This is a genomic window from Streptomyces sp. NPDC030222 (assembly GCF_055573115.1).
Genome location: NZ_JBVICA010000001.1, coordinates 497,092 through 518,543, shown reverse-complemented (window position 1 = coordinate 518,543; position 21,452 = coordinate 497,092). Strand labels below are relative to the sequence as shown.

Here is a 21,452-nt window from a genome sequence, read left to right as displayed (position 1 = left end):
GTTCGCACTCGGCTGCGCTTGGCGGTGGAGCTGGTGCGAACGCAGAGGACCGCGCCCCTGAACGCAGTATCGGAGAACGGCACTGTCCTCTGCTGCCAGAAGACCGTGGTGCCCGTCGCTGAACCGTAACGGCACCTCTGCCGTTGGAGAGTGACGTAAATGTCTTTTGGGGCGAAAGGTTTCGCCGGGGCAAGCGGACAGGTGGCGCATTGACCGCCGGGGGCAGCAATCGCCTGCTGACTGCGGAAGAGGTGGCCGCATGGCTCAAAGTCAGCGAGATCACCGTAAAGAATAAATATCGGACGTGGGGGCTGAAGGCTCAAAAAGTTGGCCGTCTCCTGCGATTCCGTGAGCGCGACATCATCGCCTATCTCGAAGATAACTATGGGTAATGGCTGCCTTGCCGTGCCCTAAAAAGTGAAGGGCGCCAGTTGGCTACCGTTTTCCAGCGATGCAAATCCGATCCCAAGGTCGCCACCTATCCGTGCACGAAGCCCCGGTGCGGGCACTCGTGGACCGTGCGTTACCGCGAGCCTGGCGGCAGGACCGCGCGTCAGCGGGAGAAGACCTTCGACAAGAAGACTGGTCCTAATGGGGCCGATGCCTTCGCGGCGAGGGTCGAGACCGACAAGGACGAGGGCCTCTACATTGACCCCAACGCGGGCAAGATCACTGTCCGCGCCTACGCCGAAGACTGGCTCGCTCGCCGAATCATCGGGGAGTCCACGTACTCAAATTACAAGGGCTTCATCGACAATCACCTCATACCGAGGCTCGGCCGCAAGACGATCGCCGGGGTGACGAAGAGGGACATCGAGCACTTCAAGGCGGCCATCGCCAAGGAGCTAGCGGCGAGCACGGTCTATGACCGGATGAAGATGGTGAAGCACATCTTCTGGTCCGCGAAGGAGGAAAAGCGGATTCGGGAGGATCCGACCAAGGATGTGAAGAACGCCCCCGGAAGCCGCGCGGTCGATGAGGACGAAATTCCCACCCTCCCCGAGGTCCGCCTCCTGCATAAGCACATGTCTCCGCAGTACAAGCTGACCGTCTGGCTCCAGGCCGGGGTCGGCCTTCGAGTCAGCGAGGCCCTAGCCTTCCACGTCGGGTGCCTCCGGAACGACGTGATCCGCGTCCGTTGGCAGATTAGCTCGAAGGCGCACCGCGAGGACTGTAAGACGCGTCTCGTCCCCCTCAAGCACCGCGAGGAGGGCGAGTACCGTGATGTGCCCGCCGCAGGCTTCCTCTGCATCGAGATCGAAGCCCACGAGGAGCTGTGGAAGCCGATCCCGCTCACCTTTCAGAACGCAGCGGGGAAGACCCGGCAGGTCGAGGTGTTCTTCGCGCCCCGCGAACGGGGCAAGGGGATCATGCCCACCGCCAACACCTACACGTACCACTTCAAGAAGGCGTGCGTGGCGGCCGGGCTGGTGGACGCCGAGGGCAAGCCGAAGTACCACCCGCACTCGCTGAGGCACTTCTTTGCCTCGACCGCGCTGGCGGCCGGTATCCCGATCCACGAGGTCTCGCGCTGGCTCGGCCACAAGTCGATCAAGACCACGGTCGACATCTATGGGCACCTGGTTCCGGAGTCGTGGGACCGATGCCGTGACATCATGCAATCGGCCTTCGCGTCTGCGGCCTGAGCGACGCCCGTGCTGGGATGAACCTCCCGTGCTGGGATGGTGCTGGGATGGCCCCCTCGAAAACGACGTTTTCGCAGGTGGGAGCTCTGCACTCGACGTTCCGCTTCAACGTCTGATTGGACGTGAATAACGGCCTGACCTGCGAGAAAGCAGGTCGGGCCGTTGTGCTGTCCGCAGCAGTCCGCGGAACCTGGAGCGGCTACGTGTCGTAGACCGTGGAGCGGTGTCCGACGTGGACGACCCACACCACCAGTTCCCCGTTGTCGACGGTGTAGACGACACGGTAGTCGCCGACTCGTAGGCGGCGGCGCTCAGGCTGGGATACGAGGGCGGTGGTGTTGAAGCCGAAGGGGTCGCTCTCCAGCTCTGTCAGTTTGGCCAGGATGCGAAGCGCCATGTCACGCGGGATCTTGCGCAGCTCGGCCTGGGCCTCGGGGCGGAACACCGTGCGGTAGTCACTCACTGCGTGCCAGCGTCTCCCTCATCACGTCCTCGATCGGGACGCCGGCGGCCGGGCTCGCCATGCGCTCGTCGATGATGCGGTTGATCTCGCGCTCTTCCCACTCCTGGTACTTGCGCAGCACCTCGATCGAGACCACGGCGGCGACCTGCTTGCCGCGACGGGTGATCACGGTGGGTACGTCGTCCCGGTCGGCCCGCTCCACGACCTCTGCCAGGTGTGCGCGGACATCGCGGATGGACTCTATGGGCAGTGGCTGCGTCATGCGCTCAAGGGTACCGAGTGTGCCATGTGTACACAATGCCGGTGCCGCCCCGCACCCGGGTCAGCGGTGGCAGTATGCGGGGACACAGCGAGAGGGGCCGGGCGGGATGGGGCGCAGTGAGCGGGAGGCGGTCGCCGCGGGAGGACGGCTGTATGAGGCGGCGCAGGCTGGCGCAACGCAAGGTGATTCTCGGCGACGAGATGGGGCTCGGCAAGACCATCCAGGCCATCGCCGCTCTGGCTCATCTCGCTGCCGAGGGGCAGACCCACTTCATGGTCGTCTGCCCGGCCAGCGTCCTGATCAACTGGACACGCGAGATCGAGGCCCGCAGCAGGCTGCGCGTGATGCCTCTTCACGGCCCCGACAGGCAGGAAGCGTTCGCCGACTGGAAGGGCCGGGGCGGTGTAGGAGTGACGACCTTCGACGCCTTGCGTGGTTTCCCGGCCCCCGAAGGCGGCGAGTTGGGGATGCTGGTCGTGGACGAGGCGCACTACGTGAAGAATCCGAAGACGCGTCGCGCCCAGGCCGTGACCGAATGGGCCGGGCAGTGCGAACGAGTTCTCTTCATGACCGGCACGCCCATGGAGAACCGGGTCGCCGAATTTCGCAGCCTTGTGCAGATTCTCCAGCCGCACCTGGCGGAGGCTGTCGGTGACCGAGACGGTGTGGCCGGTTCCAAGGCATTCCGGAAGGCCGTCGCCCCGGTCTATCTGCGCCGCAACCAGCAGGATGTTCTGACCGAGCTGCCCGCTCTCCAGCAGACGGACGAGTGGGAGGAGCTGAGCGCGTCGGACGAAGACGCCTACCGCGAGGCCGTGCGCGCCGGCAACTTCATGGCGATGCGCAGAGCGGCCTACGCGCGCCCCGAGAAGTCGGCCAAGCTGAACCGGCTGCGCGAGATCGTCGAGGACGCCGCCGAGAACGGGTTGAAGGTGGTGGTGTTCTCCAACTTCAGGGATGTCCTGGGAGCGGTGAAGGACATGCTGGACGGTGCACGGAGCAAGGGCGGGGGTCAGGTGCTCGGTCCGGTCTCGGGAAGCGTGCCGCCCGCGCGCCGTCAGCAGCTCGTGGACGAGTTCGCTGCCGTGCCGGGGCATGCGGTGCTAGTGGCGCAGATCGAGGCGGCGGGGGTGGGGCTCAACATGCAGGCCGCATCCGTCGTGATCATCTGTGAGCCTCAGATCAAACCGACCATCGAACACCAGGCGGTGGCGCGGGCCCACCGCATGGGACAGGTGCGTTCGGTCCGGGTGCACCGGCTGCTCGCCACCCGCGGGGTGGACGAGCGGATGGTGGAGATGCTGAAGAACAAGACCCGCCTGTTCGACGCGTACGCGCGTCGTAGCGCGGTCGCCGAGTCGACGCCGGACGCAGTCGACGTTTCGGATACGGCGATGGCCCGCCAGATCGTCGAGGAGGAGCAGGCGAGGCTGGGGGCGGTCCGCAAAGAGTCCGCGGGACACCCGTAAGTGACCGTCGGGACCCAACGTGCGCCATCGGTAAATTGCCTGGTCAGGGCGTTGCGTGCGGCTCCACCGCAGGTCAGGGCTGCGGCTCGGACATTCCGCTTCAACGTATGACGGGCTGACGCCGTGATCGGCTGATCTGATCCAGGGCTCCTACCGGCTGTCACTGCGGGGTTCGGAGCTCAGGCAGCGCTTTCCTGTGTGCGGCGCGGATGCCCGTGGCGTGTGGCGGCAGTGCGGGCTCAGCGCGCAGCAGTACCGCCGCACCGGTCAGGACCATCAGGGCCAGCACTGTCCACAGCTGCCATCGCCCGGCCTCCAGCAGGACCCCGAGGAGCAGGGGCGCGACGGTGCGGCAGAGCGACCAGGACAACTGGTAGACCGAGAGGTATCGCCCCCGCAGGTGGTCGGGGGCGGCTTGGACCGACAGGCTCTGCGCCGGCCCGGAGTGCACCAACTCGCCGACGGTGTAGAGCACTGCGACCGCCAGGACGGCGGCGATGGCGCGCGAGCCGTTGACGAACTGGGGCAGCAGCGCGAACGCGGCGAAGGACAGCGCGAAGATGACCGCGCCGAGTGCGGCGGTGCGGGGGCGCCTGCCCCGCAGGGTCAGGCGGGCGACTGGGACACCGAGCACGGCGACCAGGGCGGTATTGACCGCGAACACGCCCCCCGCCAGGGCGTCGGGCAGGCCGACGTCGCGGGTCAGGAAGACCGGCAGGGCCATGGCCTGAGTGGTGTAGCCGAAGGCGATCAGGAAGTTGGCGGCGGTGATGAGGAGGTAGGGACGGTCGGCGAGTACCTGCCGGTATCCCTTCTGCCGTCCCTCGGGCTGCTTGGCGTCGCCTCGGACCGCCGCGATCCGGGACACCAGTGCCGCGGCGAGAGCGAACAGTGCGGCCAGCGCCACGGCGGCGGCTGTGAAACCGCTGCTGCCGTCGAGCGCCAGCAGCCCTGCCGCTGCCAGGCTGCCTGCCCCCATCCCGCCGTTGCGCAGACTGCGGTCCCACGCCAGCAGCCGGTCACGCTCGGCGCCTTGGGCGATTTCACCGATGAACGCCTGTTGGCTGGGCGAGGAGGCCCACATCCCCACCGCGACCATCAGGGCGACCCCCAAGAAGGTGGGGTAGGAGTCGGCAAAGGGGTAGGCGGCGAAGCCGGCCGCTCGCAAGAACAGGGCACCCACCACCACACGCTTGGCACCGAACCGGTCGATGACGACGCCCACGAACGGCATGACCGCCAGCGCGCACAACCCGGCGAGGGTCAGGCCCGCGCCGATCGCCGTCAGCGACAGGCCGGTGAGTGCGTGGACGAACAGCATCGTCAACGGAACGTAGATGCCGTCACCGATCGAGCTGACCAGGCCGGCGGCGATGAGGCGGCGCCGTGTGGACGCACCGGAGTCGGAGTCAGCTGAAGTCGAGCGCACCGCGTCCCCGCTTCAGTTCGGCGAACTCTCCCATCCCGGCCAGGGCCTGCACGGCGTCGAAAAGCCGCACCGCCTGCTCGCCTCGCGGGACGGCGGACAGGACGGGACCGAAGAAGGCGGCCCCGTCCACGACGACGACAGGTGTGCCGGCCTCTTCACCCACGGCGTCCTGCGCTGCCCGGTGGCTGGCGCGCAGAGCTTCATCGAACTCGTCGGTGGCGGCGGCCTTGGCCAGGGACGCGGGTAGTCCCAGCTCCTCCAGGGCCTCGGTCACGACCGCGTCGAAGTCCTTGTTGCGCTGCACGTGGATGCGGTTGCCGAGCGAGGTGAAGAGCGGGCGCAGGATCGCGTTGCCGTGGAGGGCCTCGGCGGCCGTGCATACCCGGGCCGGGCCCCAGGCGCGGTCGTTGAACTCGCGATACCAGGGGTCGAGGTCGCGGTGCTCGTTGAGCACCGACAGGCTCATGATGCGAAAGCTCAGGTCGATCGGTCGCAGCCGTTCGACTTCGTGTAGCCACCGGGAGGTGATCCAGGCAAAGGGGCAGGCGGCATCGAAGTAGCAGATAACCGGTACAGGCGCAGAGGCTTGGGACACATGATTATCTTCCATGGAAGGGAAATTACCTTCCATGGAAGGTATAGTCAATGCCATGCAGTCCGACGCCGTCACCGCCATCGTCGACCAGTGGAAACGCGAGCGACCCGATCTGGACGCGACGCCGATGCTTGTCATCGGACGGCTCTTCCGGCTCACGCACACGCTCGACGACCGTCTCCGCCCGCCCTTCGCCGCCGCGGGTCTGGGTAACGGCGACTTCGACGTCCTTGCGGCACTTCGACGCTCCGGCGAGCCCTATGCGCTGTCCGCGGGAGAGCTCAGCCGCACCGTTCTGGTCACTAGCGGCGCGATCACCAAACGGGTCGACCGGCTCGAAACCCGCGGTCTGGTGAGCAGGTCTGTCGCCGAGGACGACTCGCGTGGGCGCCTCATCACCCTCACCGCCAAGGGCATCGAACTGACCGATGAGCTCATCGCCACCCATCTGACCAACCAGCGACGCCTGCTCGCCGGGCTCAGTGGGGAGGAGCAGACCCAGCTCGCCTTCCTGCTCGAAAGGCTCGCGTCATTGCTTGCCGTAGGGGAGGACTAGGCAAGGCCCACGCTGCTGAAGCACCATCGATGTCCTCCCCGCCGCGACGGCGCTCCGCGCCCCGGCCCGTGCTCGTTCTGACCTCGGACCGGCGGCTGGTCGAAATTGTGCGGTGACCGCGTGCAGATCAAGGACGTCCGAGCTTGCGGCTCGGCCCGGATGTGCTCGGTGACGCGGGCGTTGTTGTGCGGTGCCGGCAGCCCTGCGCCTTCTCGTACTTTGTCGCCGCTTCCCGTGTCGGGATGCCGAGTGAGGCTCGCGGGCGTGCTCGTCCTCGGTCAGGCTGGTCGGCGGCTCGACGTTCATCCGGAAACCCTGTCGCCGGAGACCGAGGGCTCCCCGGCCGCCGGGCTCGCGGCGGCCGGGGCCGTGACGTCGGGGCTCAGTCGTGGGGTGACGGTTCCAGGAGGGACGCTCGGAGTGCGCCGGCCAGGGCGTCGTCGGCGCCCAGGCGCTGTTCGGCGTAGCCGCGGACCGAGCCGTAGCGGGTGTTCAGGTCCGCGAGGAAGAGCTCCATGATTTCGGCGGGGGCGCGGCCGAAGGCGGGCCAGTGCGGGGCGCGGCCTTCGTGTTCGGCGCTCCAGTCCGCGAGGAGGCGGTCGGCGGCGAGTTCGGTGAGGGCGAAGTCGGCGACGATGTCGTCGTCGTGGACACCGAGGAGGCCGAGGACGACCGCGGCCAGCAGGCCTGTACGGTCCTTTCCGGCGGCGCAGTGGAAGACGACGGGGGCGTCCTTGGCCGCGGAGATGACGTCGAGGGCGGCGCGGATCTCCGCCGTGCCGTCGTGGGCCACTTCGGTGAAGCGTTCCGCCAGGTAGGGGCCGGGCTGGATGTCGGGCGACAGGACGGTCTGGTCGTACGGCCGGTGCTCGATGCTGAGGTTGTGGTAGGCCAACCCGGCGTGCTCGGGGACGCGGCCCCGCCGTTCGATCTCCCATGCGTAGCGCAGATCGATCACGGTCCCGACGCCCAGCGTGAGGAACCGCTCCCAGTCGGCGCCGGCGAGTTTGGACAGTGCGTCGGACCGGTAGAGGCGGCCCCAGCGCACGGCGCGGCCGTCCGCACCCGAATAGCCGCCCAGGTCACGGAAGTTGTGCAGGCGATCAAAGGTGATGTGTCTCTGCATGGCGGCAGATTAGGCTGAAGGCCCGTGACCGAGCACGTGGAAAGATTCCCGCTTCCCCTCCGACCTCTCCGGATCGCCGCCGCCCAGGCGCAAGCCGTTCCTGGCGATGTCGTCGCCAACGCCGCCACGGTGGCCCGCCTGGTGAGGCGGGCCGCGGACGGCGGAGCCCGGGTCGCGGTCTTCCCCGAGAAGTTCCTCAACGGCTACGAACCGGAGCTCGTCCGGACCGATCCGGAGCGCTGTGCCGTGCGGGCGGGCGGGGACGCGCGGCTGGACGCGGTCGCCGGGGCGTGCCGGGACACCGGGACGGTTGCCGTGGTGGGCGCCGCGGTGCAGGACCTCGACGGTCTGTACGTGTCGGCCCTGGTGGTGGGGAACGACGGCCGACTCGCGGCCCGTTACGACAAGCAGACCCTCTTCAAGAGCGAACGTGACGTGTACCGCACGGGGTCGGCGGGCTGTACGCTCGAACTCGACGATTGGCGGCTCGGGTTGGGCGTGTGCTACGACTCCGGGTTCCCGGAGCACGCGCGCGCCGCGGCGCTCGACGGCTGCCATGCCTATCTCGTGGGGGCGCTGTTCAGCGTCGGGAACGGCTACCACGAGTCCCGTATCTGGTTCCCCGCGCGGGCGTTCGACAACACTCTGTACGCCGTACTGGCGAACCACGTGGGCCCTACGGGTGGTTGGCAGACCTGCGGATCGAGCGCCGTGTGGGGGCCGGACGGGCGGATCGTGGCGGAGGCCGGACCCGATGCCGAGGAGGTCGTCCTTGCCGATATGGAGCCCGAACGGCTGCGTCTGGCACGGGAGTCCGAGCCGATGCTGCGCGACCTCCACGACACGGACGCGATGCCCCGCGTCGTCCACGGGCTCGGCATGGAGGCCGCTCACAGGCGCGGCGCCTGGTGAGGTGGCGGGGAGAGGGTGGCGGCGTAGGCGTCACGGGAACGGGGCGAGCACCCGTCGCGGTTCCGTCCGTACGCGGATCCGGCTCTTCGCCCTGCGCTCCGCGGCGATCACCCTTCAGGCCCCCGCGGCGGGCCTTCGTCCGCGCGCTCATGACATGCGTGTTACGCCTGCGTCAGCTCTCTTGTGGGTTTCCTATGGATCAGTCAATCTTTCGTCGACGGGACCGTCACATGACGCCGCGGTAACAGGCGTTGGCGTTTGTCATGTCCCCGTCTGAAACCCCCGCGTAATACCCCCCACTGCACGCACCACCAATGAGGAGGATCCCTCGCATGTCAGTGATGCGTAGCCCGCGGCGAAGAGTCGCCGCAGCGAGTGCCACCGCCGTGGCCGCGCTCGCGCTCGGCGTCGTCCCCGCCCTTCCCGCCGCCGCCGTCGGCACGGCCCCCGCCGAGGGCCGTATCGTCAACGCGGGCGTCCCCGGAGCCATCGCGGACAGCTACATCGTCACCCTCAAGGGCTCGGCCGACGCCGACTCCGCACAGGGCCGGGCACTGGCCCGGAAGTACGGCGCCACGATCAAGCGCACGTACCAGAAGGCCCTGAACGGGTACTCGGTCCGGCTCTCCGAGGCGCAGGCCAAGAAGTTCGCGGCCGACCCCGCGGTCGCAGCGGTCTCCCAGAACCGCACCTTCCACGTCAACGGCACCCAGCCCAGTCCGCCGTCCTGGGGCCTGGACCGCATCGACCAGAAGACCCTGCCGCTGAACCAGAGCTACACCTACCCCGACTCGGCGGGCCAGGGCGTCACCGCGTACGTCATCGACACCGGTGTACGCATCACGCACAGCGACTTCGGCGGCCGGGCCTCCTACGGCTACGACGCCATCGACAACGACAACACCGCCCAGGACGGCCACGGCCACGGCACCCACGTCGCGGGCACCGTCGCGGGCAACTCCTACGGCGTCGCCAAGAAGGCGAAGATCGTCGGCGTCCGTGTGCTCGACAACTCCGGTTCCGGTACGACGGAACAGGTCGTCGCGGGCATCGACTGGGTGACCCAGAACGCCGTGAAGCCGGCCGTCGCCAACATGAGCCTCGGCGGCGGGGTCGACACCGTCCTCGACGCGGCCGTGCGCAACTCCATCGCGTCCGGCGTCACCTACGCCGTCGCCGCAGGCAACGACGGCTCGAACGCGTCGAACTACTCCCCGGCCCGTGTCGCCGAGGCGATAACCGTCGGCTCCACGACCAGCTCCGACGCCCGCTCCAGCTTCTCCAACTACGGCAGCGTGCTGGACATCTTCGCCCCCGGCTCGTCCATCACCTCGGCGTGGAACTCCAGCGACTCGGCGACGAACACCATCTCCGGCACGTCGATGGCCACCCCGCACGTCGCGGGTGCAGCCGCGCTCTACCTGGCCGCCAACCCCACGGCCAGCCCGGCCCAGGTCTCGGCCGCGCTGGCCGACGCGTCCAGCACCGGAGTGGTCGGCAACCCGGGCAGCGGCTCGCCGAACCGGCTGCTGAACGTGGGCGAAGGCACCACCCAGCCGCCGGGCGACAAGTTCGAGAACACCACGGACTACGCGATCAACGACTTCGCCACCGTCGAGTCCCCGGTGACCGTCACCGGAGTGAGCGGCAACGCGCCCGCGTCGCTCAGCGTGCCGGTGAACATCGTCCACACCTACATCGGCGACCTGCGCCTCGACCTGATCGCCCCCGACGGGACCGCCTACCTGCTGAAGAACTACGGCACGGGCGGCAGCAGCGACAACATCAACACCACGTACACCGTCAACGCCTCCTCGGAGACCGCGAACGGCACGTGGAAGCTGCGGGTCAGCGACAACGCCGCCTGGGACACAGGAAAGATCGACTCCTGGGCCCTGCAGTTCTGAACGTGAGACTCCGGACGTGAGACGAACCGGGCCGCGAGCGGCGGACCGGTGAGGGGCGGCCGCACCGCGGCCGCCCCTTCCCGCTCATCGCCGCGGGAACTCCGGGGCGGCGAAGGGCTGCGGCATCGTCCTCGTGGGCGCCGATGTGAAGGAGCGGGCCGCCTTCTGCGGAATGCCGAGGGCACCCTCGACGTGACGGAGCATGGCCTCGTCGATGGGGTGGGGCTTCTGGTGGCCCTGCTCGTCGAAGCGCTGGTACTTCATGAGGTTCCAGCCGATCGCCGTCTGCCGGCTGCCGTCCTCGGTGGACAGCGCCCAGGTCCCGGCGCCGAAGACCCCGCCGTCGTGGCCCCAGTACCACCGGCCGTCGGACAGCTTCAGCGTGTACAGCCCGAGGCCGTAGCGCATCGCGACCTCCTGGCCCGGCTCGGGTTCGTACGCCGGGACCGTGGTCTTCATGGCACGCAGCTCCGCGGGGCCGAGGAGCCTGCCCCTGAGCAGCTGCCGGTAGAAGGAGTTGAGGTCCTCCATGGTGGAGACCAGCGATCCCGCCGGGCCGGCCCAGGACATGTCGTAGACGCTGTAGTCACGGGCGGGCTCGATGGTGCCGTACATCGACTCGTACATCTTCGAGTGCGGCCCGGTGAGGTAGGGCGTGCGCGGGAAGTACGTGTGCCGCAGCCCGGCCTTGCGGATGACGTTGCGGGTGATGTACGCCTCGGGTTCCTGGCCCGTGACCTTGCGCAGCAGCTCCCCGGCGATGACGTAGTTGGTGTTCGAGTACCCGTAGGTGCCGCGCTGCACCGGGGCGGGTGCCGCCAGGCCGAGCCGTACGAGCTCCTCGGGGGTGAAATGGCGGAAGCGGCCCGCGTCGATGGCCTTCCCGGGGTCCTCCAGAATCCCGGGGAGCGCCGGGAGGACGTGGTCGGCGATGCCACTGGTGTGGTTGAGCAGCATCCGTACCGTGACGGCCTGTCCGCGTTCACCGGGGACCAGATCGGGCAGATAGCGGCCGATCGGCGCGTCGAGGTCGATACGGCCCTGCCGGACCTGTTGGAGGACCGCGACGGCGGTGAAGCTCTTGGTGATGCTGCCGACCCGGTGCTCGAAGCCGGGCCGTACGGGGCGCTTCGTCTCCACGTCGGCGTACCCGGCGGCGCCCCGCCAGTGTGCCGAGCCGTTGCGGACGGCCGAATAGGTGCCGTGCATACCGGCCTTGTGGATGGAGTCGAGCGATGCGCGCAGCGCCTCCCGGTCGAGACGGTGGCCGGCGGAGTACATGGCCGTGCCGGCGGCCGAGGTCACCGTCGGTCCGGGCGCGACGGGCGCCGCGTGTGCGGCCGGCGTGCCGACGGCGAGCGCGAACAGGACGGCGCTCGACACCACGGCGACAGGGAGCCTCCGGCGGCGCGCGGGGCGCGATGGGCGCGGGGGACGCTGGGTGAGGTGCATGATCGCTCCTGCGAGGTCGGGACCGGCACGGTGTGTGCCGGTATCCATCCTCACGAGGTGCCGAGGGCTCAATTCTCCTTCTGGAGAAGGAACTTGTTCATGGGTTGGCCATGACATTTGTCAGTCGTGCGCGCTCGGGTCGTACGCGCTCTTGTCGTACTCGCTCGTCTCGTACGTGCTCGTCTCGTACGCGTACGTGTCGTCCGCGCTCGTGTCGGCCTCGACGGTTCGGTCGGCTCCGACGGGCCGTCAGAGGGGGCCGAGGTCTGAGGATGTGACAGTTCTACCCCCGGTAAGCCGCTGCTTAACGCCAAGTCATCACATCGGGTGATTCTTTGGCCTTGGCTTGCGGTCAACAACCCACAGTTGCCACGCTGTTGCTGTCTGTCAACCTGATGGGAGTGCCCTGTGACATTCGGTGAGCAGCCGGCCTATCTGCGCGTCGCGAGTGATCTCCGGCGGAAGATCGTGAATGGCTCACTGCCACCGCACACGCGCCTGCCGTCGCAGGCCCGCATCCGCGAGCAGTACGGCGTGTCCGACACCGTCGCCCTGGAGGCCCGCAAGGTTCTCATGGCGGAGGGACTGGTCGAGGGCCGCTCCGGCTCGGGGACGTACGTCCGGGAGAGGCCGGAGCCGCGGCGGGTGTTCCGCTCGGGGTACCGCCCGGCCGCCGGCGCGAGCCCCTTCCGGCAGGAGCAGGCCGAGGAGGGCGCGCGGGGCACCTGGGAGTCCAGCAGCGAGCAGCAGGAGGCCAACCCCGCGGTGGCCGACCGGCTCGGCATCCAGCCCGGCGACCGGGTGATGCGGACGCAGTATGTGTTCCGGGAAGCAGGCGAGGCGATGATGCTCTCCACCTCGTGGGAGCCGTTGTCCCTGACGGGGCGCACGCCCGTCATGCTTCCCGAGGAGGGGCCGCTCGGCGGCTGCGGCGTCGTCGAGCGGATGGCCGCGATCGACGTCGTGGTGGACAACGTGGTGGAGGAGGTCGGTGCACGGCCGGGGCTGGCGGAGGAACTCCTGACCCTCGGCGGCGTCCCGGGACATGTCGTACTGGTGATCTCGCGGACGTATTACGCCTCCGGCCGTGCCGTCGAGGCCGCGGACGTCGTCGTGCCCGCCGACCGCTACCGGATCGCGTACCACCTGCCGGTGCGCTGAGCGGCCAGCGGCGGCCTCGGCCCGCCGCTGCCCTGGCCGCGTCGGCCACGCGGACGGTGGGGCGCTGCGGAGGTGGCCCCGGGACGGCGGGCAGCGACGGTGCGGAGTGGTGTGGCTCGTCGGTAGCGGGTCACCGGTTCGCGCCGCCGGGCAGGGGTGCGGCGTGCGGGGCGTACGTGCCATGTCGCCGGGTGCCGGGCACGGGTGTCGGGGCGGGCCGAAGGTGGGGGATGCCGGGGTGTGGGGCCTGCCCTGCGGTCCGGGCAGCCGGACGACCGGGCGGGCACGTGGCTCAGTGCCGGGCCGACCTCGGGGCCGCCGACGCCGCGCCCCGTCGCGGTCCGCGACCCCGCCCCCGCTCGCGCCATACCCGACCGGAGGCCCGCCCGGGTGGCTGTCGGGCCCCACGTCGGGTGAATCCGGCCGATCTGAGCCGGACCGCACGGCCGCCGCAGCGCGGCATCCCCGCCTGTGAGGGCGTGTTACGCACCCGAGCACGGCGTTTCTCAGCCTTTCCGCGGTCTCATGGGGGCGCGTCCGGTCGATTACGCTCTCGTACGCATGGCCGAATGCGTACCTCTTCGTGAAAACGCATAACCGGTGAGTAAGGGTCAGGCGTACGCTCGGGCATATGCGTATTGGGGTTTCCCCGAGATCCTTACGGGGTGTGTGCACGCGGGCGGACGGAGGGGCGCGATGACCACGGAGAGCGGCGCTGTGCTTCCCTGGCAGGTGATACGCCAGGACGACAACGGCAACCGCTATCGCGTCGGCCGGTACGCGACGGAAGAGGAAGCCCGGAAGATCGCGGACAGCCTCGACTCCCGGGGTCACGGGCAGCTCTACTGGGTCGAGCCCATCGGTCACGGGTCGTCGGAGGCCCGGCGCGGCTGAGCGCCGGAGCGCCCCCTAGGCTCCGCCCATGACGGTACGAGTTGTCGTGGGCGGGGCTCTCTTCCATGAGGGCAGGCTCCTTGCCGCGCGCCGGAGTGCGCCTCCCGAGCTGGCCGGACGCTGGGAGCTGCCCGGCGGCAAGCTGGAGCCGGGCGAGACGCACGAGCAGGCGCTGGTGCGCGAGCTGCGCGAGGAGCTGGGCGTCGAGGTGGAGCCCCTGGAGCGGATCCCGGGGGAGTGGCCCCTGAAGCCCGGCTATGTGCTGCACGTGTGGACCGCGCGACTGGTCGTCGGGGAGCCGATGCCGCTGGAGGACCACGACGAGTTGCGCTGGCTGTCCCCGGAGGAGACCGGGGACGTCGACTGGCTGGAGCAGGATCGCCCCGCCGTCGCCGAAGCGGCACGGCGAATGGGCCGGAGCGCGGGAAGTCCGCCGGAGGGCGCTCCCTGAGCCGTGCGGGTCGGCCGTGCGTGAGCGCAGGGAGAGATCGACCGCCGGGGTGGACGTGCGCGGGAGCGAGCGCCCGGCGCGTGACCGACGTGGGTGCGCCGTTCGTGCACCAGGCAGGAAACAGAGGTACTACGCCCTGAATAACGGGTATGTCCATTTTGTGTGTGCGCGTGGGGCGCGGTTCTGCTGGTGATCTGGGAAGTGGTCGGCGTGATCGACACCGAAGGTGACTGCGCCGAATGGACGTTCCCCGCTGCACCCGACGCCGTCCGCACCGCACGTGACGCCGTCCGAAAGACCCTCCGTGCCTGGTCCGTCGACCCGGTCGTCGGCGATGTGGCCGTACTGCTGGTCAGCGAGCTGGTCACCAACTCCCTGAGGTACGCGACCGGCCCCATCGGGGTCCGGCTCGCGCTGCCGACGGCGAACGGCGTCCGGCGTCCCATTCCGTCCTCGCTGCTGGTGGAAGTCTCCGATCCCCTCCCGGATCCACCGCTGCAACGCCCCGCCGGTCCCGACGACGAAGGCGGCCGCGGCCTCCGGCTGGTCGCCGACGCCGCGCTCCGCTGGGGTACAAGGAAAGGCGGCGACGGCAAGACCGTGTGGTTCGAGCTCGCTCTGCCGGGTTAGAAGTGGGATGGGACGAACGATCACATAACGCGGCCGAAAAGGACCGAGACCGCTCTGTGATCGTGAACGCCGTGCCGGTGGCACCCGTAGTGCTGAATACTGCGGGGCAAGGCCGGTCCGGTGCGGTGAGCTGGAGGGGACGGTCGCGTGAGCGAGATACCAGCGAAGGCGGTTACGCGCGAGGAGCCAGTCGGTGGCGTGCTCTGGCAGAGCAATCCGCCCGGCTCGATCTATGACTACATCAAGGTCGCCTCGTTCTCGATCGGCTCCGACGGGCTGGTCGAGCAATGGAGCAGGCGTGCCGAGGAGATGTTCGGCCTGGCCGCGGCCGACGTGGTCGGCCGGGATCCGGTCGAGGCGTTCATGCCCACGGACTTCCGCCCGGGCGGCCGGCGCAAAGTGGCCGAGATCCTCGACGGCAAGGAGTGGACGGGCCTCGTGCCCTTCCGGATACCTGGCGCCGAACGGGCCTACGGCGCAGCCGAACTGTACGTCATGCCGACCGAGACGGAGCACGGCGACCGAGGTGCCCTGTGCATCGTCGTCGATGTCCGCGCGCTGCGGCGCATAGAGACGGATCTGGCCGCTTCGCAGGCGATTTTCGGTCAATCTCCCTTTGGATTTCTGCTGTTCGGCAACGACCTCACCGTCCAGCGCGCCAACGAGAGATTCGCGGCCATGTTCGGCGGCAAGGCCGAAGACCATCGTGGGCGCACCGTCCATGACTATCTGTCACGGCCCGAGGCCGACCGGATGACCGCCGCCCTCCGGCGCGTTCTGGAAACCGGCGAGTCCCTGACCGACCTTCAGGTCGTCGGCACCCTCCCCGGAGGGTCCGAGCGCAGACACTGGTCGATCAACCTCTACCGGGTGCACAGCGGATCCGGCCGCCCCGTCGGGGTCGCGGGCCTCGGCACCGACATCACCAGACGTCACAACGCCGCCCGCGAAGCCGCCGACGCCCGCCGCAACCTCGCCCTGCTCAACGACGCGGGCGCGCGCATCGGCAACTCCCTCGATCTGGAGACCACCGCCCGGGAACTCCTCGACGTCACCGTCCCCGGATTCTGCGACATCGCTTCTGTCGACCTCTACCAGGCACTGCTCTCCGGCGACGAGGCCGCACCGGGCCGCGGCGGCTCCGCCCGCAGCGAGTTCGGCGTCGGCAGCGGAGAACTGCGCCGCGTCGCCTTCGCCACCGCCGTGTCCGACGCGCCCCCGCCCGCCCTCGGCGGCCGCCGTCCGGCCGCGAGCGGTCCCGGAGTCGTCGACGTCGGAGCCGTGCACCGCTACCCGTTCGGATCACCCTGCGCGGCCGCGCTCCGCACCCGCCGTGTCCGGGAACTGCCCGGCGAGGACGGCACGTTGGTCCGCTCCACGCTCGCCGTCCCGATGGTCGCCCGCGACACCGTCGTCGGACTCGTGCAGTTCTCCCGCACCAAGGGCAGCGAGCCGTTCGGCGAACGCGACCGTGCCCTCGCCGTCGAACTGGCCTCCCGGGCCGCCGTCTGCATCGACAACGCCCGCCTCTACCGGCGCGAGCACGAACGCGCCCTCATCCTGCAGCGCAGCCTACTGCCCCCCGGTGACCCCGAGGCCGCCGGACTCGACATCGCCTGCCGCTACCTGCCCGGCAACACCGCCACCGAAGTGGGCGGCGACTGGTTCGACGTCATCGAACTCCCCGGCCACCGCACGGCCCTCGTGGTCGGCGACGTCATGGGCCGCGGCCTGCGCGCCGCGGTCGCCATGGGCGAACTGCGCACCGCCGTCCGGACCTTGGCCCTCCTTGACCTCGAACCCGCCGAAGTGCTCTCCGCGCTCGACGAGATCGCCCGCGGACTCGGCGTCCCCGGAGGCCCCGCCCAGCGATCCGGAGGAGTCCCCCGGGCGGGCAGGACGGCGGGCAACGGCAGGTCCCGGGAGGCCGACCTCTCCGAGGTCTACCTCGCGACCTGCGTCTACGCCGTGTACGACCCCGTCACTCGGCGCTGCACCTTCGCCAACGCGGGCCACCTCCCGCCCGCCCTCGTCGAACCCGGCGAGTCACCCCTGATGCTCGACGTGCCGCCCGGCATGCCCCTCGGCGTCGGCGGCGAGCCCTTCGAGGAGGTCGAGGTCGAACTGCCCGAAGGCTCCCTCCTCGCCCTCTACACCGACGGTCTGGTCGAATCCCGCGACCATCCCCTCGACGAGGGCCTGCGCGCCTTCCGGCAGGCGCTCGCCGACCCCGGCCCCGCCCTGGAGGACGTCTGCGACCACGTACTGAACACCCTCGACACCCGGCACGGCGAGGACGACATCGCCCTCCTCATGGCCCGGGTCCAGGGCCTGCCCGCCGAGGCCGTCGGCGACTGGCGGCTGCCCCGTGAACCCCGCTCCGTCGGCCGGGCCCGCGAGCTGGCCCGCTCCCAGCTCGTCGCCTGGGACCTCGAGGAACTGGTCGACACCACCGAACTGCTGGTCAGCGAGCTGGTCACCAACGCCCTGCGCTACGGAGAGGGCGAGATCAGGCTGCGCCTGCTGCGCGACCGCACCCTCGTCTGCGAGGTATGGGACGCCAATCTGGTGCAGCCACGGCGCCGCCGGGCCCGTGACACCGACGAGGGGGGCCGCGGCCTCCAGCTGGTCGGCCTGCTCAGCGCGGGCTGGGGATCCCGCCGCACCCCGCGCGGCAAGACGGTGTGGTTCGAGCTGCCGCTCCCCGACGGCGGCCCCACGGCCGAGCCCACGGTGGAGCAGCTGATGGCGATGTACGGGTAGCGGACGCCGGCTCAGGCCTTGAGGGCGGCGAGCCGGGCCTCCACCTCGGCGTCGTCCGACAGGTCGTCCAGGGCCTCGAACTGCGCGTCCAGGGAGGAGGCGGCCAGTTCCTGCCGGCCGAGGGCCCGTGCCTCCTCACGGCGTACCTTGTCCTCGAAGTGGCTGATCTCGCTCGTCGGTCCAGTACGTCGATGCTCCGCACCGCGTCCACCATGCGGTTCTGCGCCCGCGCCGACGCGGCGCGGGCCACCAGCTCGTCACGCTTGACCTGGAGCTGCGCCAGCTTGCCGGACATCTGGTCCAGGCCCGCCCTCAGCTGGTCCACGACCTCCCCCTGCGCGGCGATCACCGGTTCGGCGGCCGTCGTGCCCGCTTGCTCTCCGTGCCCCCGGTCCGTGGCGCCGCTTCCGCCCCGCGTCGCGCCGTGCCTGGGGCCCGCGTCGCGCCGAGCGCCGGCCCCGCGCTAGCCCCGGGCCCCGGGCTAGAACCGGCCGCCTCCGCTCCTGCGCCCCCGGGTGCCCCTGCCGCCGAAGCTGCCGGGTCCGCCGCGGAAGCCGCCTCCGGAGCCCGTGACCCCGCCGTAGCGGCCGCCGAACCCGCCCCGGCCGCCGCCGAGCATCCCGCCGAGGATGATCCCGCCCAGTACGGCCCCGCCGAGCCCGCTGCTCCGGCCGCGCGGCCCGCCGCCGTACGGGTTGCCGTACAGCCGTACGTCCTGTTCCGCGAGCTCCTGGGCCTGCCGGGCCAGCGCATCCGCCTGCTGGGCGTCCGCCAGGGCGGCCGACGCGTCCGTCCCGGCCAGTGCGTGCGCCTGTTCCAGGTGGCGGCGGGCCTCCGCCAGGCGGGTGCGGGCCGGGCTGTCCACCGCGCCGCGGTGCGTGGTGACGAAGTCCCCGGCCGCGCCGACCGCGCTCCCCGCCGTCAGCAGGGCCTGGTCCAGCAGCCCGCGGGCCCGACGGCCGTCGGCCTCCCGTTCCCTGGCCCCGGTGAGTGCGCCGTCCAGTGCCGCGTCGGCCTCCTCGACCCGGCGCAACGCGTCGATCGGGTCGTAGCGGCCTGCCTCCATCGCACGCCGCACCTCCGCGGCCACCGATGCGGTGCGGCCCATCCGCCCCCGCAGACCGGCCGTGGGAGCGCCTTCCGGCAGGCTTTCCAGCAGTCCGCGCGCCTCGGCGACGTCGGCGTCCGCCTCGCCGAGCGCCCCGGACAGCCGTCCGGCCGCCTCGCCGAGTTCCCGGGCGCGCCGCTCCACCGCGTCGATCAGGGTGCCGGCCTGGTCCACGGCCCCCTCGACGGCCCGTACGTACACGGCGGCCCGTGCGGTGTCGCCCTTGCCGAGGGCCTGCCGGGCCTGTTCGATGCCGTCCTTCGCGAAGAGCAGACGGTCCCTGGCCTGTTCGACGTCCCCGGCGACGGGCGCGGCGGCCGATTCCGCGTAGCGCTCCCGCATGTCCGTGAGCGTCCGCCCGGCGCCCGTGGCCCGCTCGGGGAGCGTGTGGAAGGCGGTTTCGGCGGTGGTGAGGGCAGCGGGGGCGTTCTGTTCGAGCGCGCGGAGGCGGTCGAAGGCGTCGGACTCGCCGTCCAGCCGCCGCTCGGCGTCGGTGCAGCGGGCGATGATCTCCTCGAGCATGCGCCGCCGGGTCGGTTCGTCCTCCGGGAACGCGTCGTCGAGCTGCTGGCGCAGCCGGAAGGCGGCGGTCAGTTCCTCCCTGGCGTGGCCGACGGCCTCGGCGAACGGCCGGGCGGCCTCCTCGCCGAACTGGGCGGTCGCGAAGCCGAGTTCCTCCTCGCTGGTGCGGACGGCGTCGTCACCGGTGACCAGGGCCTGCCCGGCCCGCTCGTCCAGCTCGTCGAGCGGGGTCTGCCACCCGGCGCCGCCCGGTGTGGTGCGGGACGCCGTGCGCCTCCTGCGCCGGCGGTAGGCGTAGAAACCGAGGACGGCCGCGCCGCCCAGTGCGATGAGCGGCAGCACCAGGTCCGTGGCGGACGTCGAGGGGGCACGTGCTCCACCGCCGGGATCGGCCTCGCCGGGGGTGACGGCGGGTGCGGGCACCGGGCGGCCGGCGAGGACCGCGTCGTAGCCCTGCGCGGCACCGATCGCGGCACCCGCCCATTCGTTCTGCCGGAGGGCCGGCTCGATCGCCGTCCGGGCCACCTCCACGAGCGCGGCGTCGTCCAGCGGGGAGTCCCGGTCGGCGGAGTACCCGTACCGGCGGTCGTGCGTGGCCACGGCCGGCAGCACGTCGTCGCGGCCCGGCCCGTTCCGCGCGGCGGTGGCGTCGGCCCATTCTTGGGCGGACCTGCCGGGGAAGTCCCGCACGTACCCGACGAACAGCTGGAGGCGCTGCCGGTCGTACAGCTCGTCGAGGGCGTCCGTCACGGCCTGCTCGCGCCCGTCGAGTGCGCCCACCCGGTCGGTGATCCGGCCCTGCCGGGACAGCTCGGCCGGGTCGTCCGCGCGGGAGACCCCCGCGGCGGGTGCGCTCAGCCAGCAGACCGCGAGGAGGACGGCGAGAAGGGCGCGCGCGAAGGGCGTCACAGTTCGGAGGTTATGGCGCTGTCTCCCCTGCCGCGACCGGGCGGCGGACCGGGACGGTCCGGCTGTCCGATCAGACGGTCAGGCTGCCCGATTAGGCTGTCCGGAAACCTGCATGGGGGGGACGCATGTTGCAGAAGGTACGTCAGTGGTGTGCGCGGCCGGCGCTGAAGTGGCCGCTACGGGTGGTCTCGGCCCTGGTTCTCGTGCTGGTCGTGCCGCCGCTGGCCGTGGCCGGGGCGCTCGCGGTGAACGACGTCGGAGACCCCGCCGACGGGACCCTCACCCGCGGCAAGGACGCGATCTGGCTCGGGCACGCATGGGTCGACGGCCGGAAGAAGGACGCCGACCTGGACGCCTTCGCCGCACGGATCCGGGGCACCGGCATCCGTGACCTGTACGTCCACGCAGGGCCCCTGGAGCACGACGGCAGCCTGCCCGCCTCCGCCTATCCGCGGGCCCGCTGGCTCGTCGACGGGGTGCACCGCCGGCTGCCCGGGGTCCGGGTGCAGGCCTGGCTCGGCGACAAGCTGGCCACGGAAGGCCCCGACGGGATGCGCCTCACCGACGCGTCGACCCGCCGCCGGGTCGTCACGTCCACCGGGCAGATCCTCGACGCGGGCTTCGACGGCGCCCACTTCGACCTCGAACCCCTCCACTCCGGGGACCGCGACTACCTCTCGCTCCTCGACGACCTGCGGGCCCTCACCAGGAGCCGCAAGGTCCCGCTGTCCGTCGCCGCGCACCAGATCGATCCGCTGCCCGCGCTGCACAGCGCCGGCGGCGCCCTGACCGGCAGCCCCAAGTGGTGGTCGCAGGCCTTCTTCGGGGAGGTGGCGCGCCGGGTCGACCAGATCGCCGTCATGTCGTACGACACCTGGACGCCGCTGGAGACCCTGTACGGCGGCTACGTCGCCCAGCAGACGGTGCTGGCGCTGGAGGTCACGCCCGAGAGCACCGATCTGCTGATGGGCCTGCCCTTCTTCCACGAGGACGACCTGGGCCACTGGGAGAACGCCGAGACGGTCACCGCGGCCGTGCGCGGTGCCCGTCTCGGCCTCTCCCGCGAGGACGCCGCGCGCCGCAACTTCGGGGTGGCCCTGTACGTCGACTTCGCCGCGGAGGAGGCCGACTGGACGGCGTACCGGGAGGGCTTCGTCCGCGGCGCCAAGTGAGCCCGCCGGTGTGCGTTCGCGTCCG

General features: G+C 70.6%; 18 protein-coding genes and 2 pseudogenes. 12 read left to right on the top strand and 8 right to left on the bottom strand.

What is annotated here, in order from left to right:
• Positions 1 to 143: 143 nt before the first annotated feature.
• Both ACZ4Z5_RS02235 and ACZ4Z5_RS02230 read left to right on the top strand, forming a co-directional pair.
• Positions 144 to 392 carry a helix-turn-helix domain-containing protein gene (locus ACZ4Z5_RS02235; RefSeq protein ID WP_468255314.1) on the top strand — a complete coding sequence of 83 codons (249 nt, stop codon included), beginning with the start codon at positions 144 to 146 and terminating at the stop codon, positions 390 to 392.
• Positions 393 to 518: 126 nt separating this feature from the next.
• Positions 519 to 1,646, top strand: coding sequence for a tyrosine-type recombinase/integrase (locus ACZ4Z5_RS02230; RefSeq protein WP_468255311.1), 1,128 nt, complete (start codon positions 519 to 521; stop codon positions 1,644 to 1,646).
• A 199-nt stretch (positions 1,647 to 1,845) separates the two neighbouring features.
• On the opposite strand, the gene ACZ4Z5_RS02225 is transcribed toward ACZ4Z5_RS02230, so the two are convergent.
• Both ACZ4Z5_RS02225 and ACZ4Z5_RS02220 read right to left on the bottom strand, forming a co-directional pair.
• The gene (locus ACZ4Z5_RS02225; RefSeq protein ID WP_456192937.1) at positions 1,846 to 2,109 is read right to left on the bottom strand and encodes a type II toxin-antitoxin system RelE family toxin; all 264 of its coding nucleotides are present in this window, start codon (positions 2,107 to 2,109) and stop codon (positions 1,846 to 1,848) included.
• On the bottom strand, positions 2,102 to 2,371 hold the full coding sequence (locus ACZ4Z5_RS02220; protein WP_060180502.1) for a type II toxin-antitoxin system Phd/YefM family antitoxin: 270 nt from the start codon (positions 2,369 to 2,371) through the stop codon (positions 2,102 to 2,104). The genes ACZ4Z5_RS02225 and ACZ4Z5_RS02220 overlap by 8 nt, the downstream gene beginning before the upstream one ends.
• A 158-nt stretch (positions 2,372 to 2,529) precedes the next feature.
• Between ACZ4Z5_RS02220 and ACZ4Z5_RS02215 the strand changes: the two are divergent.
• A pseudogene (locus tag ACZ4Z5_RS02215) lies at positions 2,530 to 3,840 on the top strand (DEAD/DEAH box helicase); the annotation flags it as partial.
• Positions 3,841 to 4,000: 160 nt separating this feature from the next.
• Here the strand turns inward: ACZ4Z5_RS02215 and ACZ4Z5_RS02210 are convergent.
• Positions 4,001 to 5,269 (bottom strand): MFS transporter, encoded by a 1,269-nt coding sequence (locus ACZ4Z5_RS02210; RefSeq protein WP_468255307.1) that lies wholly within the window; start codon positions 5,267 to 5,269, stop codon positions 4,001 to 4,003.
• Complete coding sequence (locus tag ACZ4Z5_RS02205) at positions 5,250 to 5,879, bottom strand: mycothiol-dependent nitroreductase Rv2466c family protein (protein ID WP_468255541.1); 630 nt, start codon at positions 5,877 to 5,879, stop codon at positions 5,250 to 5,252. The genes ACZ4Z5_RS02210 and ACZ4Z5_RS02205 overlap by 20 nt, the downstream gene beginning before the upstream one ends.
• Before the next feature lie 40 nt (positions 5,880 to 5,919).
• Here ACZ4Z5_RS02205 and ACZ4Z5_RS02200 point away from each other — a divergent pair, with 40 nt between their 5' ends.
• Positions 5,920 to 6,420 carry a MarR family winged helix-turn-helix transcriptional regulator gene (locus ACZ4Z5_RS02200; RefSeq protein WP_468255304.1) on the top strand — a complete coding sequence of 167 codons (501 nt, stop codon included), beginning with the start codon at positions 5,920 to 5,922 and terminating at the stop codon, positions 6,418 to 6,420.
• A gap of 382 nt (positions 6,421 to 6,802) precedes the next feature.
• Here ACZ4Z5_RS02200 and ACZ4Z5_RS02195 read toward each other — a convergent pair whose 3' ends face one another.
• Positions 6,803 to 7,546 carry a tyrosine-protein phosphatase gene (locus tag ACZ4Z5_RS02195; RefSeq protein ID WP_468255301.1) on the bottom strand — a complete coding sequence of 248 codons (744 nt, stop codon included), beginning with the start codon at positions 7,544 to 7,546 and terminating at the stop codon, positions 6,803 to 6,805.
• A 24-nt stretch (positions 7,547 to 7,570) separates the two neighbouring features.
• On the opposite strand from ACZ4Z5_RS02195, the gene ACZ4Z5_RS02190 reads away from it, so the two are divergent.
• Positions 7,571 to 8,458: a carbon-nitrogen hydrolase family protein gene (locus tag ACZ4Z5_RS02190; RefSeq protein WP_468255298.1), complete on the top strand. Its 888-nt coding sequence runs from the start codon at positions 7,571 to 7,573 to the stop codon at positions 8,456 to 8,458.
• A 332-nt stretch (positions 8,459 to 8,790) separates the two neighbouring features.
• A complete protein-coding gene (locus ACZ4Z5_RS02185; protein ID WP_468255295.1) occupies positions 8,791 to 10,365 on the top strand; it encodes a S8 family peptidase in 1,575 nt (524 codons plus the stop codon).
• A gap of 84 nt (positions 10,366 to 10,449) precedes the next feature.
• Here ACZ4Z5_RS02185 and ACZ4Z5_RS02180 read toward each other — a convergent pair whose 3' ends face one another.
• Entirely contained in the window at positions 10,450 to 11,817 is a 1,368-nt protein-coding gene (locus ACZ4Z5_RS02180; protein ID WP_468255292.1) for a serine hydrolase domain-containing protein, read from the bottom strand.
• A 408-nt stretch (positions 11,818 to 12,225) separates the two neighbouring features.
• Here ACZ4Z5_RS02180 and ACZ4Z5_RS02175 point away from each other — a divergent pair, with 408 nt between their 5' ends.
• From ACZ4Z5_RS02175 to ACZ4Z5_RS02155, 5 genes are all read left to right on the top strand, one after another.
• A complete protein-coding gene (locus ACZ4Z5_RS02175) occupies positions 12,226 to 12,978 on the top strand; it encodes a GntR family transcriptional regulator (protein WP_468255289.1) in 753 nt (250 codons plus the stop codon).
• Positions 12,979 to 13,674: 696 nt separating this feature from the next.
• Positions 13,675 to 13,872, top strand: a complete 198-nt coding sequence (locus ACZ4Z5_RS02170; RefSeq protein WP_468255286.1) for an SPOR domain-containing protein — start codon at positions 13,675 to 13,677, stop codon at positions 13,870 to 13,872.
• 28 nt (positions 13,873 to 13,900) lie between these two features.
• Positions 13,901 to 14,323: a (deoxy)nucleoside triphosphate pyrophosphohydrolase gene (locus tag ACZ4Z5_RS02165; protein ID WP_468255283.1), complete on the top strand. Its 423-nt coding sequence runs from the start codon at positions 13,901 to 13,903 to the stop codon at positions 14,321 to 14,323.
• Positions 14,324 to 14,524: 201 nt separating this feature from the next.
• Entirely contained in the window at positions 14,525 to 14,953 is a 429-nt protein-coding gene (locus tag ACZ4Z5_RS02160) for an ATP-binding protein (protein WP_468255538.1), read from the top strand.
• A gap of 147 nt (positions 14,954 to 15,100) precedes the next feature.
• Complete coding sequence (locus tag ACZ4Z5_RS02155) at positions 15,101 to 17,716, top strand: SpoIIE family protein phosphatase (RefSeq protein WP_468255280.1); 2,616 nt, start codon at positions 15,101 to 15,103, stop codon at positions 17,714 to 17,716.
• An 11-nt stretch (positions 17,717 to 17,727) separates the two neighbouring features.
• Here ACZ4Z5_RS02155 and ACZ4Z5_RS02150 read toward each other — a convergent pair.
• Both ACZ4Z5_RS02150 and ACZ4Z5_RS02145 read right to left on the bottom strand, forming a co-directional pair.
• Positions 17,728 to 18,074 (bottom strand): annotated as a pseudogene (locus tag ACZ4Z5_RS02150) (PspA/IM30 family protein); the annotation flags it as partial.
• A 123-nt stretch (positions 18,075 to 18,197) separates the two neighbouring features.
• On the bottom strand, positions 18,198 to 20,255 hold the full coding sequence (locus ACZ4Z5_RS02145; RefSeq protein ID WP_468255278.1) for a TPM domain-containing protein: 2,058 nt from the start codon (positions 20,253 to 20,255) through the stop codon (positions 18,198 to 18,200).
• Between the two features lie 125 nt (positions 20,256 to 20,380).
• Here ACZ4Z5_RS02145 and ACZ4Z5_RS02140 point away from each other — a divergent pair, with 125 nt between their 5' ends.
• The gene (locus tag ACZ4Z5_RS02140; protein ID WP_468255275.1) at positions 20,381 to 21,427 is read left to right on the top strand and encodes a glycoside hydrolase family 18 protein; all 1,047 of its coding nucleotides are present in this window, start codon (positions 20,381 to 20,383) and stop codon (positions 21,425 to 21,427) included.
• Positions 21,428 to 21,452 lie beyond the last annotated feature (25 nt).

Excerpts from the sequence above, each read along its gene's own strand:
- ACZ4Z5_RS02220 (WP_060180502.1), bottom strand. The coding sequence starts at position 2,371 with ATGACGCAGCCACTGCCCATAGAGTCCATCCGCGATGTCCGCGCACAC.
- ACZ4Z5_RS02205 (WP_468255541.1), bottom strand. The coding sequence starts at position 5,879 with ATGGAAGATAATCATGTGTCCCAAGCCTCTGCGCCTGTACCGGTTATC.
- ACZ4Z5_RS02200 (WP_468255304.1), top strand. The coding sequence starts at position 5,920 with ATGCAGTCCGACGCCGTCACCGCCATCGTCGACCAGTGGAAACGCGAG.
- ACZ4Z5_RS02195 (WP_468255301.1), bottom strand. The coding sequence starts at position 7,546 with ATGCAGAGACACATCACCTTTGATCGCCTGCACAACTTCCGTGACCTG.
- ACZ4Z5_RS02185 (WP_468255295.1), top strand. The coding sequence starts at position 8,791 with ATGTCAGTGATGCGTAGCCCGCGGCGAAGAGTCGCCGCAGCGAGTGCC.
- ACZ4Z5_RS02180 (WP_468255292.1), bottom strand. The coding sequence starts at position 11,817 with ATGCACCTCACCCAGCGTCCCCCGCGCCCATCGCGCCCCGCGCGCCGC.
- ACZ4Z5_RS02170 (WP_468255286.1), top strand. The coding sequence starts at position 13,675 with ATGACCACGGAGAGCGGCGCTGTGCTTCCCTGGCAGGTGATACGCCAG.
- ACZ4Z5_RS02165 (WP_468255283.1), top strand. The coding sequence starts at position 13,901 with ATGACGGTACGAGTTGTCGTGGGCGGGGCTCTCTTCCATGAGGGCAGG.
- ACZ4Z5_RS02140 (WP_468255275.1), top strand. The coding sequence starts at position 20,381 with ATGTTGCAGAAGGTACGTCAGTGGTGTGCGCGGCCGGCGCTGAAGTGG.